A 20,717-nucleotide genomic window follows, 5' to 3' on the forward strand; every position below is an offset into this window, starting at 1 on the left:
ATGAGGCAAAATACGTAACATACGATACAGCGCTCCCCGGGGACTGCCGACAATGGAGAAAGCACGGCCCGCCAGCCCTGCATCGTCAAATTCCGTAAGGGTGACGAACCCGGGCGGATCAAGCCCATTCGTCCTGACCTGCGATCACGCCTCCAACTTCATGCCTGCCGAATTCGGAACACTCGGCCTTGCCGCCGAGGACCTTTCCCGCCACATCGCCTGGGACCCGGGCGCGCTGCCGGTTGCCCGCCGCATGGCGCAGGCGCTCGACGCGACGCTGGTGGAGACCTGCATTTCGCGGTTGATCATCGACTGCAATCGTCCGCTCGACGCGCCGGACCTGGTGCCGCCGGTCAGCGAGACAACGGCCATTCCCGGAAATGGCGGGCTGTCGGCCAAGCAACGCGCCGCTCGCGTCGCGCTGTCGTGGCAGCCCTTCCATGACGCCATCGAGCACATTGTCGATGCGCGGCTGGCGCGCGGGCAAGAGACGCGGCTGGTCTCAGTCCATTCCTTCACGCCTGTCTACAAGGGCAGCAATCGGCCCTGGCACATCGGCATCATCCATGACGAGGATCGTCGGCTGGCCTCACCGCTCGTTGCCGCGCTGAGGCGGCTCGCCGGCGTCACTGTCGGCGTCAACGAACCCTATTCGCCGGCCGACCGCGTCTATTTCACGCTGGAACGGCATGCGCGCTCGCGCGGCCTGCCCTGCGCGATGATCGAAATCCGCAACGACGAGATCTCCGGCGAAGCCGGGCAGCGGAGATGGGCGGATCTGCTCACGGGCATTTTTTCTGATCTGGAGCCAGAGGAGGCCAAAGGCTCAAGACCAGGCGCAGTCGGAAAGTCAGCTCAATCGGCCAGTTAGAACAAGAGGGGAATTACAATGCCAGGACCGACCTATACGGACGTTGACAAGGCGGAGGACGTAAAGGCCCTCCATAGTATGGGCTATGCCCAGGAACTGGAGCGGCGGCTCAGCCGCTTTTCGAACTTCGCGGTTTCGTTCTCGATCATCTGCATCCTGTCGGGCGGCATCAATTCGCTGGCGCAGGGCACGTCGGGCGCCGGCGGCATCGGCATCGGCATCGGCTGGTTGGTCGGCTGTTTCGTCTCGCTGACCTTCGCGGTCGCCATGTCGCAGATCAGCTCGGCCTACCCGACCGCGGGCGGCCTCTATCACTGGGGCTCCATCCTCGGCAATCGTGGCACCGGCTGGGTGACGGCCTGGCTCAATTTGCTCGGCCTCATCACCGTGCTTGGCGCCATCAATGTCGGCACCTGGACGTTCTTCATCGGCGCCTTCGGACCGGCGCTCCACATTGACGGCTCGCTGACCAACCAGATGATCTTCCTGGTCGTCATCACCGGCGCCCAGGCATTGATCAACCATCTCGGCATCAAGTTGACGGCGAAGTTGACCGACTTCTCCGGATATCTGATCTTCTTCGGCGCCATCCTGATCGCGGTGGTCTGCCTGATCTTTGCCGAGCACTGGGATTTCAGCCGGCTGTTCACGTTCCACAATTATTCCGGGCAGCCCACGGTGGCCGGGGATGGCTCGCTGACGGGCGATCCCGTGTGGCCGGCGGTTTCAAACTGGTGGGTGTTCGCGCTCGGCCTGTTGCTGCCGATCTATACGATCACCGGCTACGACGCCTCCGCGCACACGTCCGAGGAAACCATCAAGGCGGCGTCGTCGGTGCCGAGGGCGATGGTGATGTCGGTCGTCTGGTCGGCACTGTTCGGCTATCTGTTCCTGGCCGCTTTCGTGCTGATGATCCCCAACATGGACGACGCCGCCAAGCAGGGCTGGAACGTGTTCTTCTGGGCCTTCGACCAACGCGTGCCGTCCGGCCTCAAGGAGTTCGTCTATCTCGTCGTGTTCGTGTCGCAGCTGCTGTGCGGCCTCGCCACGGTCACCTCGGCTTCGCGCATGATCTTCGCCTTCTCGCGTGACGGCGGCTTGCCTGGTTCGACCATGCTGGCCAAGGTCAGCCCGACCTATCGTACCCCGGTGGCGGCGATCTGGACGGCGGCCATCTTGTCTGTGCTGTTCGTCTGGGGTTCGACGCTGGTTTCCGTCGCGGGCACCTCGGCCTACACCATCGTCGTCTCCTGCACCGTCATCTTCCTGTTCCTCTCCTTCACCGTGCCGATCGTATTGGGCATGCTGGCTTGGGGAACGCCGAAGTGGGACAAGATGGGGCCATGGAACATGGGGCGCGGCGTGTTCATGCTGTTTGCCTTCCTGTCGATCGTGTCGATGATCCTGATCTTCATCATCGGTGTACAGCCGCCGAACGACTGGGCGCTGTACATCACCGTCGGCTTCTTCGTCCTGACGGCGGTCGTCTGGTTCGGCTTCGAAAAGCGACGCTTCCAGGGCCCGCCGCTGGGCGACATCATCGCGGCGCGTCAGGCGGCGATCAAGGCGGCGGAACAGGCCGTCGGTGAAACCGCCGGCCATTGAGGCCACTATATTCTGGGCCATGGCCAGCGTCTTGCTGGCCATGGTTTTCCGCATCTTTCAAAGTGATAAGTCCCTTCAGTCATGGGCCCCTTCAAGGTGATGGGCCTTTCAAAGCGACAAGCCGAAACGGCAAGCCGGAGTGTGAAAAGAATGGCAGGAAATTTCTCGTTCGATCAGTTGAAGAAGGCGGTTCAGGCAGGTGAGGTCGACACGGTGCTGGCATGCATCGTCGACATGCAGGGCCGGCTGGCGGGAAAGCGGTTCTTGGCGCAATACTTCGTCGATTCCGCGCATGACGAGACGCATGGCTGCAACTATCTGCTGGCCGCCGACATCGATATGGAACCGGTGCCTGGCTACAAGGCGGCGAGCTGGTCGAAGGGCTATGGCGACTTCGTCATGAAGCCGGACCTGTCGACGCTTCGGCGCATTCCGTGGCTGGAAAAGACGGCGCTGGTGATCTGCGACGTGCTCGACCATCACACGCATGACGACCTGCCGCATTCTCCGCGCGCCATCCTCAAGAAGCAGGTCAAGCGGCTGACGGAGCGTGGCTATATCGGCTATTTCGCCTCCGAGCTCGAATTCTACCTGTTCAGCGAAACCTACGATTCCGCCCGCAAGAAGCACTGGCAAGGTCTCGATACGGCATCGCCCTATATCGGCGACTACCAGATCGGCATCACCACCAAGGAAGAAGGCGTCATGCGCCGGCTTCGCAACGAGATGGAAGCGGCTGGCATTCCGATCGAGAACTCCAAGGGCGAATGGGGTCCGGGCCAGGAAGAGATCAATGTGCGCTACGCCGAGGCGCTCGACATGGCCGATCGCCACGTCATCCTGAAGAACGGCGCCAAGGAAATCGCCGAGTCCGAAGGCAAGGCAATCTCCTTCATGTCCAAATACAATTATGGGCTCGCCGGCAATTCCAGCCACATCCACAACTCGCTGTGGAGCGCTGATGGCAAGACGCCTTTGTTCTTCGACAAGAAGGCCGACTGGACGCTGTCGACGCTTGGCCAGCAATGGGCGGCCGGGCAATTGAAGTATGCCAAGGAATTCACCTGGTTCCTGGCGCCCTACATCAACTCCTACAAGCGCTTCCAGGCTGGCACGTTCGCGCCGACCAAGATCATGTGGAGCGAGGACAACCGCACCGCCGGCTTCCGGCTGTGCGGCGAGGGCACCAAGGGCATCCGCATGGAGTGCCGCATCGGCGGCGCCGACCTCAACCCCTATCTCGCCTTTGCCGCGCTGATCGCCGCCGGCCTTGCCGGGATCGACGAGAAGCTCGAACTGCAGAAACCTTTCGTCGGCGATGCCTATCAGGCATCTCGTTTGCCGGAAATCCCGAAGACGCTGCGCGACGCGACCGAGACATTGGCGAAGTCGAAGATGCTGAAGCAGGCGCTGGGCGAAGACGTGCTCGAGCACTATGTCCACACCGCCAAGTGGGAACAGTTCGAATACGACCGCCGGATTACGGATTGGGAACTGCACAGAGGGTTCGAGCGGTACTAGAATTAGACTAGCTTGCGACGTCGGCGCTGCCCCTCATCCGCCTGCCGGACCTTTTCTCCGTTCTTCACGGGGAGAGGGTAAGGGTGAGGGGCGGCGCCAAGCCATGTGATTTTCGATTGTTAGAGAAGTGCGAGGACTTAAACGATGACCGAAACGGTCAAACTCATTACCCCCATCGACGGCTCGATCTATGCAGAGCGGCCTGTCGCCACGGACCAGGCGATCAATGCCGCGGTAGAGCGCGCCAAGGCGGCGCAGGAGAAATGGGCGCAGACGCCGATCGTCGAGCGCGGCAAGTACATGCTTGCCATGCTGGAAGCGCTGGTCGCGATGACCGATGAGATCGTGCCGGAAATCGCCTGGCAGATGGGGCGTCCGGTGCGTTATGGCGGCGAGTTCGGTGGCGTCAAGGAACGCACCAATTACATGGTCGAGATCGCCGAAGCTGCGTTGCGGCCGGTGCCGGCTTCCAATCCCAAGGATGGGTTCCGCCGTTACGTGAAGAAGGCCCCGCTCGGCGTGGTCATGGTCATCGCGCCTTGGAACTACCCCTATCTGACCGCCGTTAACACCATCGTGCCGGCGCTGATGGCCGGCAATGCCGTCATCCTGAAACACGCCGCGCAGACGCTGCTGGTCGGCGAGCGTTTTCAGCAGGCCTTCGACAAGGTCGGCCTGCCCAAGGGCGTGTTCCAGAATATTGTTCTCAACCATGCCCAGACCGAAAAGCTGCTTGGCTCGGGCAAGATCGACCATGTCAACTTCACCGGCTCGGTCGCCGGCGGCCGTGCCATCGAGAGGGCAGCGGCCGGCACCTTCATGTCGCTTGGCCTCGAACTCGGCGGCAAGGACCCGGCCTATGTGCTGCCCGATGCCAAGCTGGATCATGCCGTCGCCAACCTGGTCGATGGCGCCTTCTTCAATTCCGGCCAATGCTGCTGCGGCATCGAGCGCGTCTATGTCCACGAGAAGGTCTACGACCAGTTCGTCGAAGGCTTCATCGCCGAGACGAAGAACTATGTCGTCGGCAATCCGCTGGAGCAGGCCACCACGATGGGGCCGATGGCGCAGGCACGCTTTGCCGACCTGATCCGCGAGCAGAAGGCCGAGGCGCTGCGCAAGGGTGCGGTGGCGCACGTCAACATGAAGGTGGCCCAGGACAAGGCCGGCTCGCCCTACCTTGCACCGGAAGTGCTGACCGAGGTCAACCATCAGATGAGCGTCATGCGCGAGGAAAGTTTCGGCCCTATCGTCGGTATCATGAAGGTGCGCAACGACGAGGAGGCGATCGCCCTGATGAACGACAGCCCCTACGGGCTGACGGCCTCTATCTGGACACGCGACACCGAGCATGCGGTGGCCATCGGCGACCGTGTCGAAACCGGCACCGTGTTCATGAACCGCTGCGACTATCTCGATCCGGCGCTGGTCTGGACAGGCGTCAAGGACACCGGCAAGGGCGCGGGGCTGTCAGCCATCGGCTATGACAATCTGACCAGGCCGAAGTCGTTCCACCTGCGCGAAGTCATCTGATTATTTGAAAGACAAAAAATGTCCAAGCTGATCTCCAAATGGAATTACCCCACCACCGTCCGCTTCGGCGCCGGGCGCATCAAGGAACTGCCGGAGGTGCTGGAAGCCACCGGCATCAAGCGGCCGCTCTTCGTCACCGATCCGGGCCTGGCCAAACTTCCGGTCGTCGCCTCGACGCTGAAGATCCTCGACGACGCCAAGGTTCCTTACGGTGTCTTCTCCGAGGTGCGTCCGAACCCGGTCGAGTCCAACCTGACCGCCGGCATCGCGGTGTTCAAGAAGGGCAAGCATGACGGCGTCATCGCCTTCGGCGGCGGCTCGGCGCTCGACCTCGGCAAGCTGATCGCCTTCCAGGCCGGCCAGACACGGCCGGTATGGGATTTCGAGGATGTCGATGACTGGTGGACCCGCGCCAATTCGGATGTGATCGCGCCGATCATCGCCGTGCCGACCACCGCCGGCACTGGGTCGGAAGTCGGCCGCGCCGGCGTCATCACCAATGAGGAGACCCACACCAAGAAGGTCATCTTCCACCCCAAGCTGCTGCCGGCCATCGTGATCGCCGATCCGGAACTGTCGGTCGGCATGCCCGGCTTCATCACCGCCGGCACCGGCATGGATGCGCTGGCCCACTGCCTCGAGGCCTATTGCGCGCCGGGTTATCATCCGATGGCCGACGGCGTCGCGGTGGAAGGCGTTCGTCTCGTCTTCGAGAACCTGCCGAAAGCCTTTGCCAACGGCAAGGACCTCGTCGCGCGCGCCATATGATGAGCGCCGCCGCGATGGGCGCCACCGCATTCCAGAAGGGACTTGGCGCCATCCATTCGCTCTCGCATCCGATCGGCGCGCTCTACGACACCCATCACGGCATGACCAATGCCGTGTTCATGCCCTATGTGCTGGCCTTCAACCGCGACGCCATCGAAGTGCGCATCGCGCGGCTTGCCGCATATTGCGGCATCAAGGGCGGCTTCGACGGTTTCGCCAAGGCGATCATCAAACTGCGCAAGGAACTCAAGGTGCCGCATGCGCTTCCGGGCCTCATCAAGGGGCTGGATATGGACAAGAAGCGCAAGGGCCTGATCGCCGACATGGCTGTCGTCGACCCGACGGCGGGCGGCAATCCGGTCAAGCTGACCAAGAAGGCGGCCTTGACGTTGCTCGAAAACGCCATTGCCGGCACGGTCTGAGGGGTTTTCCAGCACGGAAAATTGATCTGGAAAAGGGTTCAAAAACCAAGGGGGGAGGATGAAGGGCAAGGCGGAGACTAATTAGCCGGAAAAAGAATCGCGAGGCGATTGCTACAGCCGGTTAAAAAGAGTTTACTTTTTCGTACTGCGAGCACACGGTTTCACAAAGCTTTCATCTGGCTGTCACATGAAAGCGATACCGCATCGCAGGCGTCCAACGGCGTCAGTTCAACGGAGAGAACACATGTTCAAATTTACGGGGAAAGTGCTTTCCCTTTCGGCCGCGACCCTGATGGTGTCGTCGGTGATTTCGTCCGCGGCTTCGCTGGACGATCTCGTCAAGGCCGCGAAGGCGGAAGGCCAACTCACTGTCATCGCGTTGCCGCATGACTGGTGCGGCTACGGCGACGTCATCGCCGGCTTCAAGGCGAAGTATCCGGAAATCACCGTCAACGAGCTCAACCCCGATGCCGGCTCCGGCGACGAGATTGAGGCGATCAAGGCCAACAAGGACAACAAGGGTCCGCAGGCGCCCGACGTCATCGACGTCGGCCTGTCCTTCGGTCCGTCCGCCAAGAAGGATGGCCTGGTCCAGCCCTACAAGGTGTCGACCTGGGACTCGATCCCTGACAGCGCCAAGGACGCGGAAGGCTACTGGACCGGCGATTATTACGGCGTGCTTTCCTTCCAGGTGAACAAGGACCTCGTCAAGACAGCTCCGACTGACTGGGCCGACCTGTTGAAGCCGGAATTCGCCAACACCGTCGCGCTGGCCGGTGATCCGCGCGCCTCGAACCAGGCTATCCAGGGTGTCTATGCCGCCGGTCTGTCGACGGGCGCCGCCGCTGGTGAAGCCGCCGGCACCGCGGGCCTCGACTTCTTCAAGAAGCTCAATGCCGCCGGCAATTTCGTACCGGTCATCGGCAAGGCCGCCACCCTGGCTCAGGGCCAGACGCCGATCCTGATCACCTGGGACTACAACGCGCTCGCCGGTCGCGACACGCTGAAGGGCAATCCGCCCGTCGACGTCGTCGTGCCGAAGACCGGTGTCGTCGCCGGCGTCTACGTGCAGGCGATCAGCGCCTACGCGCCGCATCCGAACGCTGCCAAGCTCTGGCTTGAATACCTCTACTCCGACGAAGGCCAGATTGGCTGGCTGAAGGGCTATTGCCACCCGATCCGTTTCAACGATCTCGCCAAGAACGGCAAGATCCCGGCGGACGTGCTGGCCAAGCTGCCGCCGGCTGAATCCTATGCCTCGGCGGTGTTCCCCACGCTCGACGAACAGGCCAAGTCCAAGGAAGCCATCACCAAGAACTGGGACGCCGTCGTCGGCGCAAACGTCAAGTAAGTTCCATACACCACATGCCGGGCGGCTACGAGGCCGCCCGGTCTCTCTCTCCAAGACGGTAGCCGGCGCATGACCGATCTCCCATTTTCCGATCAGGCTGTTGCCGGGAAAACCGCGCCCCCCGCCGAGGCGCGCAGCCTCAGGCTGCCGACGCAGTGGCTCGGCGTTGCGCCGTTCTTCATCTTCGCCATCATGTTCCTGATCCTGCCCACGCTCTATCTCATGCTGGGCGCATTCCAGAACGACGCCGGCGAATTCACTTTCAACAACATTGTGGGCATCTTCGACCCGCCGAATTTGGCGAACTACATGCAGTGCCAGTACGACTCGTGGATTTCCTGGGTCGATGGCAACTGCAGGCTGCCAAGCATTCTCGCCGCCTACTGGATCTCGATCAAGATCAGCCTCGCTTCGTCGTTGATCGGCGCCTTTGCGGGCCTGGCGATCGCCATCGCCATCGTGCGCGGCGGCCTGCCGGACTGGATACGGTCGGCGACCCTGACGTTCTCCGGCGTTGCCTCGAATTTTGCCGGCGTGCCGCTGGCCTTCGCTTTCCTCGCCACGCTCGGTCGGCTTGGCCTTGCGACGGTGATCCTGAATACCGTGTTCGGCCTCAACATCTATGCGCACGGCTTCAACATCCTGTCCTTCTGGGGTCTGACGTTGACCTATGTCTATTTCCAGATTCCCCTGATGGTGGTCATTATCGTGCCGGCCATCGATGGGTTGAAGAAGGAATGGGGCGAGGCTGCCGCGACGCTGGGTGCGACCATGTCCCAGTACTGGCGCATGGTGGTCATTCCGGTGATCTGGCCGAGCTTCCTCGGTACCGTGATACTCTTGTTCGCCAATGCCTTCGGCGCCATCGCCACCGCCTACGCGCTGACCGGTTCGTCGCTCAACATCATTCCCATCGTGCTTTATGCCCAGATTCGTGGCGACGTGCTGCACAACGCCCATCTTGGCTATGCGATCGCCTTCGGCATGATCGTCATCACCGGCCTCGCCAATGTCTTCTACATCTGGTTCCGCACCCGTTCGGAGAGGTGGCTGAAATGAGGGGCGGACGCTTCTGGGCCTGGCTGGTCTTCGCGCTTGGCGCGGCCTATTTCTTCATCCCGCTGATCGCGACAGTGGAGTTCTCCATGCGCATGCGGCGCGGTGTCTATTCCCTGGACGCCTACAAGGTCGTGCTGGGTGACGCCCGCTTCCAGGCGACGTTCGGCTATTCGGTGCTTGCCGCCATCTGCACCATCATCCTGGGTGTGCTCATCGTGGTGCCCGCGGCCTACTGGATACGGCTTCGCTTGCCGCAATTGCGGCCGATCGTCGAGTTCATCACGCTGCTGCCGCTGGTCATTCCGGCCATTGTCATCGTCTTCGGTTACATCAGGATGTACGGCTCGAATTCGCCGCTGCCGTTCTTGGCGACCGACACGGGCACCAATGCCTTGCTGGTCATAGGCTATGCCACATTGGCGCTGCCCTATATGTACCGCGCGGTAGACACAGGGCTTCGTACCATCGATGTGCGGACGCTGACGGAAGCAGCACAGATCCTCGGCGCCGGCTGGGGGACGATTGTCACCCGGGTCATCCTGCCCAACGTGCTGATCGCGGTGCTTTCAGGCGCCTTCCTGACCTTCGCGATCGTTATTGGCGAGTTCACCATGGCAAGCCTGCTCAACCGGCCGGCTTTCGGGCCATACCTGCAGAACATCGGTGCCAACCGCGCCTACGAGCCGGCGGCGCTTGCCATCATCGCCTTCGCCATCACCTGGGGCTGCATGTCGCTGATCCAGGTGCTGTCCCGATTCGCGCCGAAATCGGCGAACCGTCCAAACTGATCGAAAAGTACCGACCGAAAGAAAAAGCCATGGCCGATCCGTTCCTCTCCATCCAGCATGTGCGAAAGTCCTTCGGCGCCACCACGGTCGTGGAGGATTTCAATCTCGACGTCGAGCGCGGCGAATTCGTTTCCTTTCTCGGACCATCCGGTTGCGGAAAGACCACGGTGCTGCGCATGGTTGCGGGCTTCGAGGAGCCGTCGGCGGGCAAGATCGTCGTCGGCGGCAAGGACATCACAAGGCTGAAGCCAAACCAGCGCAATGTCGGCATGGTGTTCCAGGCCTATGCGCTGTTTCCGAACCTGACCGTGGCGCAGAACATCGGCTTCGGCCTGAAAGTCGCGGGCATGGCCAAGGCCGACATTGACTCTCGCGTTGCCGAGATGCTCGACATCATCAAGCTGCCCCAGATGGCGGACCGCTATCCCTACCAGCTCTCGGGCGGCCAGCAGCAGCGCATCGCACTGGCCCGCGCCATCGCGCCGAAGCCGAAGCTGCTTCTGCTCGACGAGCCGCTGTCGGCGCTCGACGCCAAGGTGCGCGTGTCGCTGCGCGAGGAAATCCGCTCGATCCAGAAGAAGCTGGGCATCACCACCATCTTCGTGACGCATGACCAGGAAGAGGCGCTGTCGATCTCCGACCGCATCGCTGTCATGTATGGCGGCAAGGCCGAACAGGTCGGCACGCCGTTCGAGATCTACAACCGGCCGGCGACCAAGTTCGTCGCCAATTTCGTTGGCACGCTCAACGTGCTCGAAGGCACCGTCACCGATGCCGCGTTGGGCACGGTGCGCGTCAACAGTGAGGAAGTGTTGCTCAAGGGCAAGCTCAATGGATCAAAGTCCGGTGACACGCTGTCGCTGGCGCTGCGGCCCGAGGCCATTTCGCTGGGACGCCAGCCTGGGCGAGATTCCAGTCTTTCGGGCGAAATCGCCGAGGTGCATTTCCTTGGCTCGGTGATCCGGGTTCGCGTCGGGATCGGCGGCAGCATGGTATCGCTGGACACGTTCAACAGCCCGACGGCTCCGCCCCCCGCCGTCGGCGAGAAGGCCGAGATTTCCTTCTCGTCCAATGACATGCTGGTGTTGCACTAGAGCCTGTTCCATCCCGATGGAATCGGGATGGGGCTCTATCTTTTTGTTGGAGCATGATCTTTTCCGAAAGCCGGATTCCACCTTTCGGGATCATGCACTATGCGCTTGCAGCCAGTTGGGGTGCCTCCCAACGGTGCGGGATTTCGCGGCGTCGGGACAGCATTCCCTGCGGTGACTTTGCTACTGCCAATCGCTTCGTTCGGCCGCTACGATAGAGCATGGCCCTTTTCGAACTGACGCTTGTCCTTTTGTTGATCGCCGTTGCGCTCACGGCGGTGTCACGACGCATGCAGGTGCCTTACCCATCGCTGCTGGCACTGGCGGGCGCGGGTATCGCCTTCCTGCCCGGTGTGCCGAAGATCGAGATCGACCCGAACCTGGCGCTTGCCCTGTTCATCGCGCCGGTGCTGCTCGATGCCGCCTACGACACGTCATTGCGCGACCTCAATCGCTATCGCGTGCCGCTGGTGCTGCTGGCGCTTGGTGCCGTTCTCTTCACGACAGTGACCGTGGCGCTGATCGGATGGAAAATGGCAGGCCTGCCGATCGCCGCGGCCGTCGCGCTTGGCGCCATTGTCGCGCCGCCCGATGCCGTCGCGGCGTCGGCGGTGCTTGGCCAGTTCAAGGTGCCGCATCGCATCACCGCCATCCTGCAGGGTGAAAGCCTGCTCAACGACGCGACCGCGCTGCTGATCTATCGCATCGCCGTTGCCGCCGCGCTCGGCCCGATCCTGTTGAGCAGCGCCGCGCCCATGATTGCCTTGTCGACGGTTGGCAGCCTCGTGGCCGGCTACGCGCTAGGTCGCTTGTCTCTCGCCACGCTTGGTCGCATCGAAGACGCCGCCAGCAGCACCGTGCTTCAGTTCGCAGGCACTTTCGGTGTCTGGATCCTGGCTGACAGGCTGGGTCTTTCCGCCATCATCACCATTGTCGTCTACGCCATGACCCTTGCGCGTACCGCGCCGCGCCACATGTCAGCCAGAAGGCGCGTCAGCTCCTATTCGGTCTGGGAAACCGCTGTTTTCGTGCTGAACGTCCTGGCCTTCGTGTTGATGGGTCTGCAGGCGCGATCGATCGTCGAGCGGCTCGCCGGCGCCGGACAGGTCGAAGCCTTCTTGTTTGCAGCGACGGTGCTGGCGGTGGTCATCGTTTCGCGTCTCGTCTGGGTGCTCGGCTGCGGGGTGGTGATCAGGGCGCTGGCGCGTTTCGGCAGCGCCGAGCAGCGACAGCAAGCACCATCGTTTCGTGGCGGCGTGCTGATCGGCTGGTGCGGCATGCGTGGGCTCGTCACCCTTGTGGCGGCGATTGCCTTGCCGCACGACTTTCCCGGCCGCGACCCGATCGTGCTCGCCGCCTTCGCGGTCGTGCTCGGCACGCTGGTGCTGCAAGGCATGAGCCTGAAACCGTTGCTGCGCGTCCTTGACCTCGAGCCGGATGAGACGGTCGAGCGGGAGGTGACGCAGGCGCGCATCGCCATCATGCAGGCCGCATTGAACGTGTTAAGCGGCAAGACCTCGAATGCGGCGGCCGCGGTGCGCGAGCAGTACTCGGCGCAGCGCACGCTCGCTGAAAATCCCGACGACGCCAAGGCAGTGACCGAGTACGACAAATTGCGTCTCTACGCCATCAAGAGCCAGCGTGATGCGCTGGAGGAATTGCGCCGCAACGGCACGATCGGCGACGAAGCCTACCACCGCCTGGAGGAAGAAATCGACTGGACGGAACTGGCGGCTTCGCCGCCGGGACGGTTTCAACCTTTGACGACCTGACAGGGCATCCGGACCGGTGCTGCTCAACGGGCGCGATGCGTCCTTTTTCGGCGCATGGGGAATACTCCAATGTCCTGGAATCGGTGCATGATCTCGCAGGGCAGGATGCAGGCGAGGGGCTTCTGGCCCAAGCCCCTTTCATGACCCTGCACATTGCAACCCCGATACCGAACCGTTACTCCCCTTACGAAACTAAGCCGGATAATCAATGAAGCTGGTCAGCTACAACATTCAGTACGGATTTGGCGGCGACGGCTACTACGATCTGTCGCGCGCCGCACGCATCGTTGCCGGCGCCGACATCATCGCCTTGCAGGAGGTCGAGCGGCACTGGCAACGCAGCAATTTCGACGACCAGCCAGCGATCCTGTCCCGCCTGCTGCCCGACTATCACTGGGTCTATGGCCCGGCCTTCGACATGGACGCCAGCGAGCGGCTGGATGGCCGCATCGTCAACCGCCGCCGGCAGTTCGGTACCATGGTGCTGTCGAAGCTGCCGATCGTCTGGTCACGGCTGCACGCGCTGCCGATGCGCCGCACCGTGCGTCCGCTCAACACGCGCAACGCCGCCCTTGAATGCATGATCCGCACGCCCGCCGGACCGGTGCGGGTGCTGTCGCTTCACCTCGCCCATATCGCGGCGGAGGATCGGCTGGAACAGATCGACTATCTGCTTGCCGAGCATCGTCGGGCCCCGTCCGACGGCGGCCCGTGGAGCGGCGTGGATGACGAGCCCGCGCGCAACTGGACGGGCGGGGAGCCGGAGCCGGAGAACCCACTGGCGGCGATATGGATGGGCGACTTCAACATGGAGCCGGGCAGCCCCGAATACCGGCGCATCGTCGGCAGCACTCCCTATCATCGGGGTGCTGCCTATCGCGATGGCTTTGTCGATGCGGCTGCCGTCGCCAGCGAACCGGGCGAGGATTTCCACACCCATGTGAAGACGATCGACGGCAGGCTGACGAAGCGGCGGCTCGACCATTGCTTTGTCGGCGGCATGTTCGCGGGGCGGGTGCGCTCGGTCAGCGCCGACATCGGTGAGGTCGCTTCGGACCATTTTCCGGTGCGCGTCGACATTGATCTCGAAACACCAGCCTGATGGGCCGCGCATGACGCTTTTCGTCTTCTTCGCGGTGCTTGCCGCCGCCGCCATGCATGCGATCTGGAACGCGCTGGTCAAGGTCCATCTCGACCGCTTCATGTCGATCACGCTGATGACGCTCGGCATGGGAGCGGCGGCGCTTGTAGCGCTACCCTTCGTCGAAGTGCCGAAGGCCGAGGTGTGGCCGTACATCATCGCCTCGGTGATCTTCCACATCGGCTACCGGACCTTCCTGATCGGCGCCTACAAGGCCGGGGATTTTGCCCAGACCTATCCGCTGGCGCGCGGCACCGCGCCGCTGCTTGCCGCACTGGGCGGCATATTCGTTGTTGCCGAAGTGCCCGGACCGTCCGCCATAGCCGGCATCGTGCTGTTGTCGGCGGGCACACTGGTGATGTCGTTTCGCGGCGGCGCGCATCTTGAGAAGCTCAATCTGCGCGCTGTCGGCTACGCGCTGGGCACCTCGATCTTCATCGCCAGCTACACGCTGTCCGACGGCAGCGGCGCACGGCTCGCTGCCACCGCCCAGAGCTATGCGGCATGGCTGTTTGTCTGCGACGCGCTGGGTGCACTCTTACTGTGCCTCATCTTCCGGGGGCCCAAGGCGCTACCTGTGCTGGCCGCTAGCTGGAAGACCGGCATATTCACTGGCGTGCTCAGCGGCGCCGCCTATTGGATCGTGATGTGGGCGATGACCAAGGCGCCGATCGCCTCGGTGGCGTCACTGCGCGAAACATCAATCCTCTTCGCGATGATGATCTCCGTCTATGCGCTCGGCGAGAAGATGACCGGCTGGCGCGGCGCGGCCGCGCTCAGCATCGTCGCCGGCGTTATCGCGCTGAGGATGGGCTGAGGCTGATCCCAACGAGCCAGCTCCAGCATAGAGGTGCCGGCTCTTCGGGATCATGCCCTTGCCGGGATCTCTCCATCGTGCACGGTCATCACCTGTCCGCGTCGTTCCGGGCTGAAGCGGATGACGACGATGATACAGACGGCGACAATGCCCGCGAACAGCGCCAGCGCATAGCCGTAGCTGCCGCCAGCGCTTTCAGCGATGCCTGCCTGGTAGGGGCCACCATAGGACGCCGCGAGATTGCCTGCCTGATAGATGAAGCCGGGCAGGGTTGCGCGCACCGCACCGGGCGAAAGCTCGTTGAGATGCGCGGGGATGACGCCCCACGCGCCTTGCACGGCGATCTGCATGACAAAGGCGCCGATGGCGAGCATGACGGGCGTGGTGCTGTAGGCCCACAGCGGAATCGCTGGCAAGGCGATGACGCAGGCGATGGTGATTGCATTGACTCGGCCGATCTTCTCGGAAAGCGCGCCGAACGCCAGGCCACCGACGATGGCGCCAAGATTGGCAACGATGGTGATCCAGCTCACCGTGTGCGGATCAAAGCCGTGCTGCTTCTTCAGGAAGGTCGGATAAAGGTCCTGCGTGCCGTGGCTGAAGAAGTTGAAGAACATCATCAGCACGACGGAATAGAGGGCGATGCCCCAGTGTTTTTGAAGCGTTTCGAGGAGCCCTGGCTTGACCGTTTTCTGCGCCTCGACGAAGGCCGGCGATTCCGGCACGTGTGAGCGGATGAAGAGCACGATCAGTGCCGGGACGAAGCTGAGCAGGAACATGGCGCGCCAGCCGATCGTGTAGCCGCCGATCGTCTGCTGATAGAGCAGGCCATAGACCACGGCCGCCAAAAGGTAGCCGGTCGGATATCCGCATTGCAGGATGCCCGAGACCATGCCGCGTGCGCTGGGCGGGATGGATTCCATGGCCAGCGAACTGCCCAGTCCCCATTCGCCGCCCATGGCGATGCCGAACAAGGCCCGCAGCACCAGGAAAATGCCGAGATTGGGCGAGAAGGCAGCCAGTGCTCCGATCACCGAGTAGCTGACGATGTTGAGCATGAGGATGGGCTTGCGGCCGTATTTGTCGGCGAGCATGCCGAAGAAGAACGCGCCGATGAAACGCGTCGCCAGCGTCAGGAACAGCGCCTTGGAGACCGCCGGGACATCGGTCTGGAATTCAGACGCGATATCCGAGAGCAGGAATGTCAGAAGGAAGAAATCAAATGCGTCCAGCGTCCAGCCCAGAAACGACGCCAGGACGGTTTTCTTCTGCTGCGAATTGAGATTCAAGGCGTTCCTCCCCCTGTCACAATGCGTTTCACAAAGAATCCGCTCTGTGGATGCGGCAATCGTTGTGATTGACTGTCCTTGTTCGAGGCACAGTCGTTAACGATATTGGCAAGGCTATCGCGTTCGACCAGTTGAAGCGAAGAACTATTCGGAAGACCAGTGGTCACTTTTCCGTAACAAGCTCAGGTTCCACGTGTATGCGGTCGAAGCGATCAAAGAAGTGGAGAAACGCGGCCCGGGATTTCTAGATATCCAGGTCAAAAACCATCAGCCCGTCGGTGCCGCCTTCAAGCGCGGCGACCAGCCGGGCGCCGGCGCGTTGATGCGCCTCATGCACCAGATATGCGTCACGCGCGGCGGCATCGCGGAAGTCGATGGTGAAGCCGTGTGTGAAGCCGCGCGCGAAGGGTTCGGGGCTGACGTTGGCGCTGAATTTCACGGTGTCCATGCCGTCGATCACCTGTCGCAGCGCCTCGAGATCGGCATGAACAGCCTTGCGCTCCCCGGTGCCGACATCGTTGCGGAATTTGACGAAGACGCAGTGTCTGATCATCGGATTGTCCTTCCAGAATTCTATGCGGCGCGATTGCCTGAAAACACAGCCGGCGGCAACGGCTCGCGGCCGAGGATCAGGTCGGCGCCTTTTTCACCGACCATGATGGTCGGCGCATTGGTGTTGGAGGAGGGCACGCGCGGCATCACCGAGGCGTCGCAGACACGCAAGCCTTCGATGCCGCGCAGCCGCAGGTCCGGCGTTACCACGGCCATGTCGTCATGGCCCATGCGGCAGGTGCCGACCGGGTGATGGTCGGTCTTGGAACTGCGGCAGGCATAGTCGATCAGCTCATCGTCGCTGAGCAGATTGGGACCGGGCAGCACCTCGCGCAGTACGTAGGAGGAAAGTGCTTTCTGCCGCATGATCTCGCGCGCTAGCCTCAAGCCTTTGAGCGACATGGCGCGGTCATAGGGATCGGACCAGTAGTTCGGATCGATCAGCGGGTGGTCGGCCGGATCGGCGCTCTTCAGTCGAACCGTGCCGCGAGAGCGCGGGCGCAGGAAGGCCGAGTTCAGGGTGACGCCGGGGTTGTTCAGCTTCTCGACGCCCGCCTCGATGCCGGAGCCGAGGCCGAGATGAAACTGGATGTCGGGCGAGGCTGCCGTGGGGTCGGCGTACCAGAAGCCGCCGGTCTCGAACAGGCTGGAGGCCACCGGGCCTTTCTTCAGCAGCAGGTACTGCAGGCCCGCCCATGCCGTGCGGTGCAGCTTGGCATAGTTGTCGTAGGTGTGGTCGCCGGTGCATTCGGCGATGACGAACAAATCGAGATGGTCCTGCATGTTGGAGCCGACGCCGGGGAGGTCGTGCACCGGTGTGACGCCGACCGACTTCAGGTGATCGGCCGGGCCGATGCCCGACTGCATCAGGAGTTTTGGCGAGCCGATGGCGCCGGACGAGACGATGACCTCGCGGTCGGCGCGCAGGATCGTCTTCTGGCCGCCCGGCCTGTCGACGATTTCGACGCCGATGGCGCGGCCTTTCTCGACGACGATGCGGATCACCAGCACGTCGGTCCTGACGGTCAGGTTCTTGCGGGCGCGGATCGGCTTCAGATAGGCGACCGAGGCGGACGAGCGACGGGCATCCTTCTGTGTCAGCTGGTAATAGCCGACGCCTTCCTGACTGGCGCCGTTGAAGTCCGGGTTGAAGGGAATGCCCATCTCCTGGCCGGCGCGGAAATAGGCCTCGCAGATCGGCAGCGGCGAAATCGGATTGGAAACGCCGAGCGGCCCTTGGTCGCCGTGAAAGTCGTTGGCGTAGCGCTGGTTGTTCTCGGCCCGCTTGAAATAGGGCAGCACGTCGCGGTAGCCCCAGCCGGTTAGGCCCTCTTCCTTCTCCCAGGCGTCGTAGTCGCGGGCATTGCCGCGTGTGTAGATCTGGGCGTTAATGGATGAGCCACCGCCCACCACCTTGGCCTGCGTGTACCAGAGGACGCGGTCGTTCATGTGCTTCTGCGGCACGGTCGACCAACCCCAGGAGGCGATGCCCTTGGTCATCTTGGCGAAGCCGGCGGGCATGTGGATATAGGGATGCCAGTCCTTGCCCCCGGCTTCCAGCAAGAGCACCGAATTGGATGGGTCTTCGCTCAACCGGTTGGCCAGAACGCAGCCGGCCGGGCCGGCGCCCACGATGATGTAGTCGGTCATGGCGTCACCTGTTCACAGTCTGGGCACCGATAGCGCACCATCGACATTGATGATCGAGCCGGTCGAGAAGCCGAGCTTGCCGGCGGCGAGCGTCGCCACCACGGCGCCGATATCCGACGCTTCGCCCCAGCGCTTTGCCGGCACCAGTCCGCCGTCGATCAAGGCATCGTATTTGGCTGATACACCCGACGTCATGTCGGTGCGGATGATGCCCGGCCGTACCTCGAACACGCCGATGTTTTCTGGAGCGAGCCTGAGTGCCAGGTTCTTCACCCACATCGACAGGCCGGCCTTCGAGATGCAGTAATCGGGACGTTCCGGAGACGCCATTTCGGCGCTGACCGAAGTGATGGTGATGATGGATTTCGGACGATCGGCCGGTGTGGCCAGCATCGTCTTGGCGACGGCCTGGCTGAGGAAGACGGTGCCGCGCAGATTGATGCCGAGCGTGCGGTCGAAGTTTTCCGGTTTCAACTCCAGCAGGTCGCCGCGCACCACGGTGCCGACGCCGGCGTTGTTGACGAGGCAGTCGATGCGGCCGAAGGCGCTTATGGCGGCATCGACAAGTGCCGCATGGTCGCCGAGATCGGCGATGTCACAACGGACATAGGCGAATTTCGCGCCGCGCGCGGTGATGTTCTCAGCCAGCCCGTCTGGCGCTTGTTCGGCAAGATCGGCGACCAGAATGTCAAAGCCGGACTCTGCTAGAGCCTGCGCGCAAGCCAGCCCGATGCCACGTGCGCCGCCGGTGACGATGGCTGCGGGGCGGGTCATAGGACGCCCTCCTTGCGGAGGTCAGTGCCGCCCCTCATCGCCCTGCCGGGCACTTCTCCCCGTATAGAGACGGGGAGAAGGACGCTGCCATCGCTGGTTTCGCCAATCGCCAGCGTTGCAGAAAGAGCGGCGAGGTTCCGGTTAGCGGGCTTCTCCCCGTTCACGGGGAGAAGGTGCCGGCAGGCGGATGAGGGGCGGCGCTCACCTATCATGCGACGAGTTCCACCCTGCGGATGTGGTCCGCCACCCGCAACGCCTGCGCGGCGATCGACAGCGCCGGGTTGACGGCGGCCGAGTTCGGCAGGAAGCCGCCATCGACGACGAAGAGGTTCCGGTGATCAAACGATCGGCAAAAGGGATCGAGTGGCGCGGTCGCCGGATCGGTTCCCATCCGCACCGTGCCGCACTGGTGCGAGGGCGTGCGCTTGTCGAAGGGGCGCGACAGCACGATCGGATAGCCGCAGGCGCGGAAGTTTTCGCGCATCACCTTGGTCAGGCCGTCGAGCGATTGCATGTTGGAGCGCCGCCACTGCATGACGATGTCCTTGCCGTCGACCAGGATGCGGCTTTCGGGATCCGGCAGGTCCTCGCACATCAGGTACCAGTCGACGGCGTGGCCGGCCATGAAATCGAGGGCGAACTTCGGTGCCAGCTTGACGTTGGCCTTCAGCATGTTGCCGTCGATCTTGCCGAGAAGCTGGACGTTGCCGAGCGGCTTGCCGCCCTTGCCGTCGGACAGATAGTAGTCGTTCAGCATCAGCGTCTTCTGGTAAACGGCATCGTTCCTGCGGCGTGGATCGATCGCCAGCATGGCGCTCGAATTGTGGTTCATGAAATTGCGGCCGACCTGGTCGGAACGGTTGGCGAGGCCCTTGCCGTCGGATGATGGGGAGCGCAGCAGGATGACGGCGGAATTGACCGCCCCCGCCGAGAGGATGACCAGCTTCGGCGTCACCTTCTTCAGAGCACCGTTCTGCCGATAATGTATGGCTGATATGGTCTTGCTGTCAGGCGACGCTTCGAGATATTCGACATAGGCGCCGGTTTCGAGCTTGATATTCTCGTCGGTCAGCGCCGCCGTCAGGGGCCCCGTTTGCGCGTCGATCTTGCCCTGGCCGGTGTTCGGGAAAGCGTCCCAACCGGTCTTGCCCTCCTTCAGCCATGTGTCGATGTCGACGCCGAGCGGCAGCGACGCCGGATGCAAGCCAAGGCCCTTGAGTTCGGCGCGGGCGCGCGCGATCGGCGCCTCGTCTGGCACCGGCTTGAAGGCATAGGGGATCGAGTGGAACGGCTCGGTCGGATCCTCACCCAGCGTGCCGCGCACGCGAAACAGCTGCTCGGCCTTCGAGTACCAGGGCTCGAACTCGTCATAGGAAAACGGCCACGCCGGGGAGACGCCGCCAAAGTGTTCCATGGCGGCAAAATCTTGCCTGCGGTAGCGGATCAGCACCGCGCCGTAGAATTTCGAATTGCCGCCGACATAGTAGTAGTTGCCGGGGTTGAAGGCCGCACCGCCGGCCTCGCGCCACATCTCCTTCGGCCGGTAGTGGCCGTCGACGAAGATCGAGCGCGTGTCGCGCGCATGCGGCGTTGCCGGCAGCGGCTCGCCGCGTTCCAGCATCAGGATCGAGGCGCCACTCCCGGCAAGGCCGGAGGCGATCGTGGCGCCGCCGATGCCGGAGCCGATGATTACGATATCCGGATTTGTCATAG

16 protein-coding genes and 1 pseudogene are annotated in these 20,717 nt (G+C 62.7%); 12 read left to right on the plus strand and 5 right to left on the minus strand.

What is annotated here, in order from left to right:
- Window positions 1–52 precede the first annotated feature (52 nt).
- From LGH82_RS25420 to LGH82_RS25475, 12 genes and pseudogenes are all read left to right on the plus strand, one after another.
- Entirely contained in the window at window positions 53–871 is an 819-nt protein-coding gene (locus LGH82_RS25420; protein WP_227345363.1) for an N-formylglutamate amidohydrolase, read from the plus strand.
- Window positions 872–889: 18 nt separating this feature from the next.
- A complete protein-coding gene (locus LGH82_RS25425; RefSeq protein ID WP_227345364.1) occupies window positions 890–2,476 on the plus strand; it encodes an amino acid permease in 1,587 nt (528 codons plus the stop codon).
- A 150-nt stretch (window positions 2,477–2,626) separates the two neighbouring features.
- On the plus strand, window positions 2,627–3,997 hold the full coding sequence (locus LGH82_RS25430; RefSeq protein ID WP_227345365.1) for a glutamine synthetase family protein: 1,371 nt from the start codon (window positions 2,627–2,629) through the stop codon (window positions 3,995–3,997).
- 144 nt (window positions 3,998–4,141) lie between these two features.
- Window positions 4,142–5,530: an aldehyde dehydrogenase family protein gene (locus LGH82_RS25435; RefSeq protein WP_227345366.1), complete on the plus strand. Its 1,389-nt coding sequence runs from the start codon at window positions 4,142–4,144 to the stop codon at window positions 5,528–5,530.
- A gap of 18 nt (window positions 5,531–5,548) precedes the next feature.
- A pseudogene (locus LGH82_RS25440) lies at window positions 5,549–6,720 on the plus strand (iron-containing alcohol dehydrogenase).
- Window positions 6,721–6,964: 244 nt separating this feature from the next.
- Entirely contained in the window at window positions 6,965–8,071 is a 1,107-nt protein-coding gene (locus tag LGH82_RS25445; RefSeq protein WP_227345367.1) for an ABC transporter substrate-binding protein, read from the plus strand.
- Between the two features lie 69 nt (window positions 8,072–8,140).
- Window positions 8,141–9,130 carry an ABC transporter permease gene (locus tag LGH82_RS25450; RefSeq protein WP_227345368.1) on the plus strand — a complete coding sequence of 330 codons (990 nt, stop codon included), beginning with the start codon at window positions 8,141–8,143 and terminating at the stop codon, window positions 9,128–9,130.
- Window positions 9,127–9,918 carry an ABC transporter permease gene (locus LGH82_RS25455; RefSeq protein WP_227345369.1) on the plus strand — a complete coding sequence of 264 codons (792 nt, stop codon included), beginning with the start codon at window positions 9,127–9,129 and terminating at the stop codon, window positions 9,916–9,918. The genes LGH82_RS25450 and LGH82_RS25455 overlap by 4 nt, the downstream gene beginning before the upstream one ends.
- A 29-nt stretch (window positions 9,919–9,947) precedes the next feature.
- Window positions 9,948–11,012 (plus strand): ABC transporter ATP-binding protein, encoded by a 1,065-nt coding sequence (locus LGH82_RS25460; RefSeq protein ID WP_227345370.1) that lies wholly within the window; start codon window positions 9,948–9,950, stop codon window positions 11,010–11,012.
- A gap of 218 nt (window positions 11,013–11,230) precedes the next feature.
- Window positions 11,231–12,781, plus strand: coding sequence for a cation:proton antiporter (locus LGH82_RS25465; protein WP_227345371.1), 1,551 nt, complete (start codon window positions 11,231–11,233; stop codon window positions 12,779–12,781).
- 208 nt (window positions 12,782–12,989) lie between these two features.
- Entirely contained in the window at window positions 12,990–13,883 is an 894-nt protein-coding gene (locus LGH82_RS25470) for an endonuclease/exonuclease/phosphatase family protein (RefSeq protein WP_227345372.1), read from the plus strand.
- A gap of 10 nt (window positions 13,884–13,893) precedes the next feature.
- Window positions 13,894–14,739, plus strand: coding sequence for an EamA family transporter (locus LGH82_RS25475; protein WP_227345373.1), 846 nt, complete (start codon window positions 13,894–13,896; stop codon window positions 14,737–14,739).
- 50 nt (window positions 14,740–14,789) lie between these two features.
- Here LGH82_RS25475 and LGH82_RS25480 read toward each other — a convergent pair whose 3' ends face one another.
- From LGH82_RS25480 to LGH82_RS25500, 5 genes are all read right to left on the minus strand, one after another.
- Window positions 14,790–16,028 carry an MFS transporter gene (locus LGH82_RS25480; protein ID WP_227345374.1) on the minus strand — a complete coding sequence of 413 codons (1,239 nt, stop codon included), beginning with the start codon at window positions 16,026–16,028 and terminating at the stop codon, window positions 14,790–14,792.
- Window positions 16,029–16,272: 244 nt separating this feature from the next.
- The gene (locus tag LGH82_RS25485; RefSeq protein ID WP_227345375.1) at window positions 16,273–16,581 is read right to left on the minus strand and encodes a Dabb family protein; all 309 of its coding nucleotides are present in this window, start codon (window positions 16,579–16,581) and stop codon (window positions 16,273–16,275) included.
- 20 nt (window positions 16,582–16,601) lie between these two features.
- The gene (locus LGH82_RS25490; RefSeq protein ID WP_227345376.1) at window positions 16,602–18,230 is read right to left on the minus strand and encodes a GMC family oxidoreductase; all 1,629 of its coding nucleotides are present in this window, start codon (window positions 18,228–18,230) and stop codon (window positions 16,602–16,604) included.
- Between the two features lie 12 nt (window positions 18,231–18,242).
- Entirely contained in the window at window positions 18,243–19,004 is a 762-nt protein-coding gene (locus LGH82_RS25495; protein ID WP_227345377.1) for a 3-ketoacyl-ACP reductase, read from the minus strand.
- A 208-nt stretch (window positions 19,005–19,212) separates the two neighbouring features.
- A complete protein-coding gene (locus tag LGH82_RS25500) occupies window positions 19,213–20,715 on the minus strand; it encodes a GMC oxidoreductase (RefSeq protein ID WP_227345378.1) in 1,503 nt (500 codons plus the stop codon).
- Window positions 20,716–20,717: the final 2 nt, after the last annotated feature.

Source organism: Mesorhizobium sp. PAMC28654 (assembly GCF_020616515.1).
Taxonomy (GTDB): domain Bacteria; phylum Pseudomonadota; class Alphaproteobacteria; order Rhizobiales; family Rhizobiaceae; genus Mesorhizobium.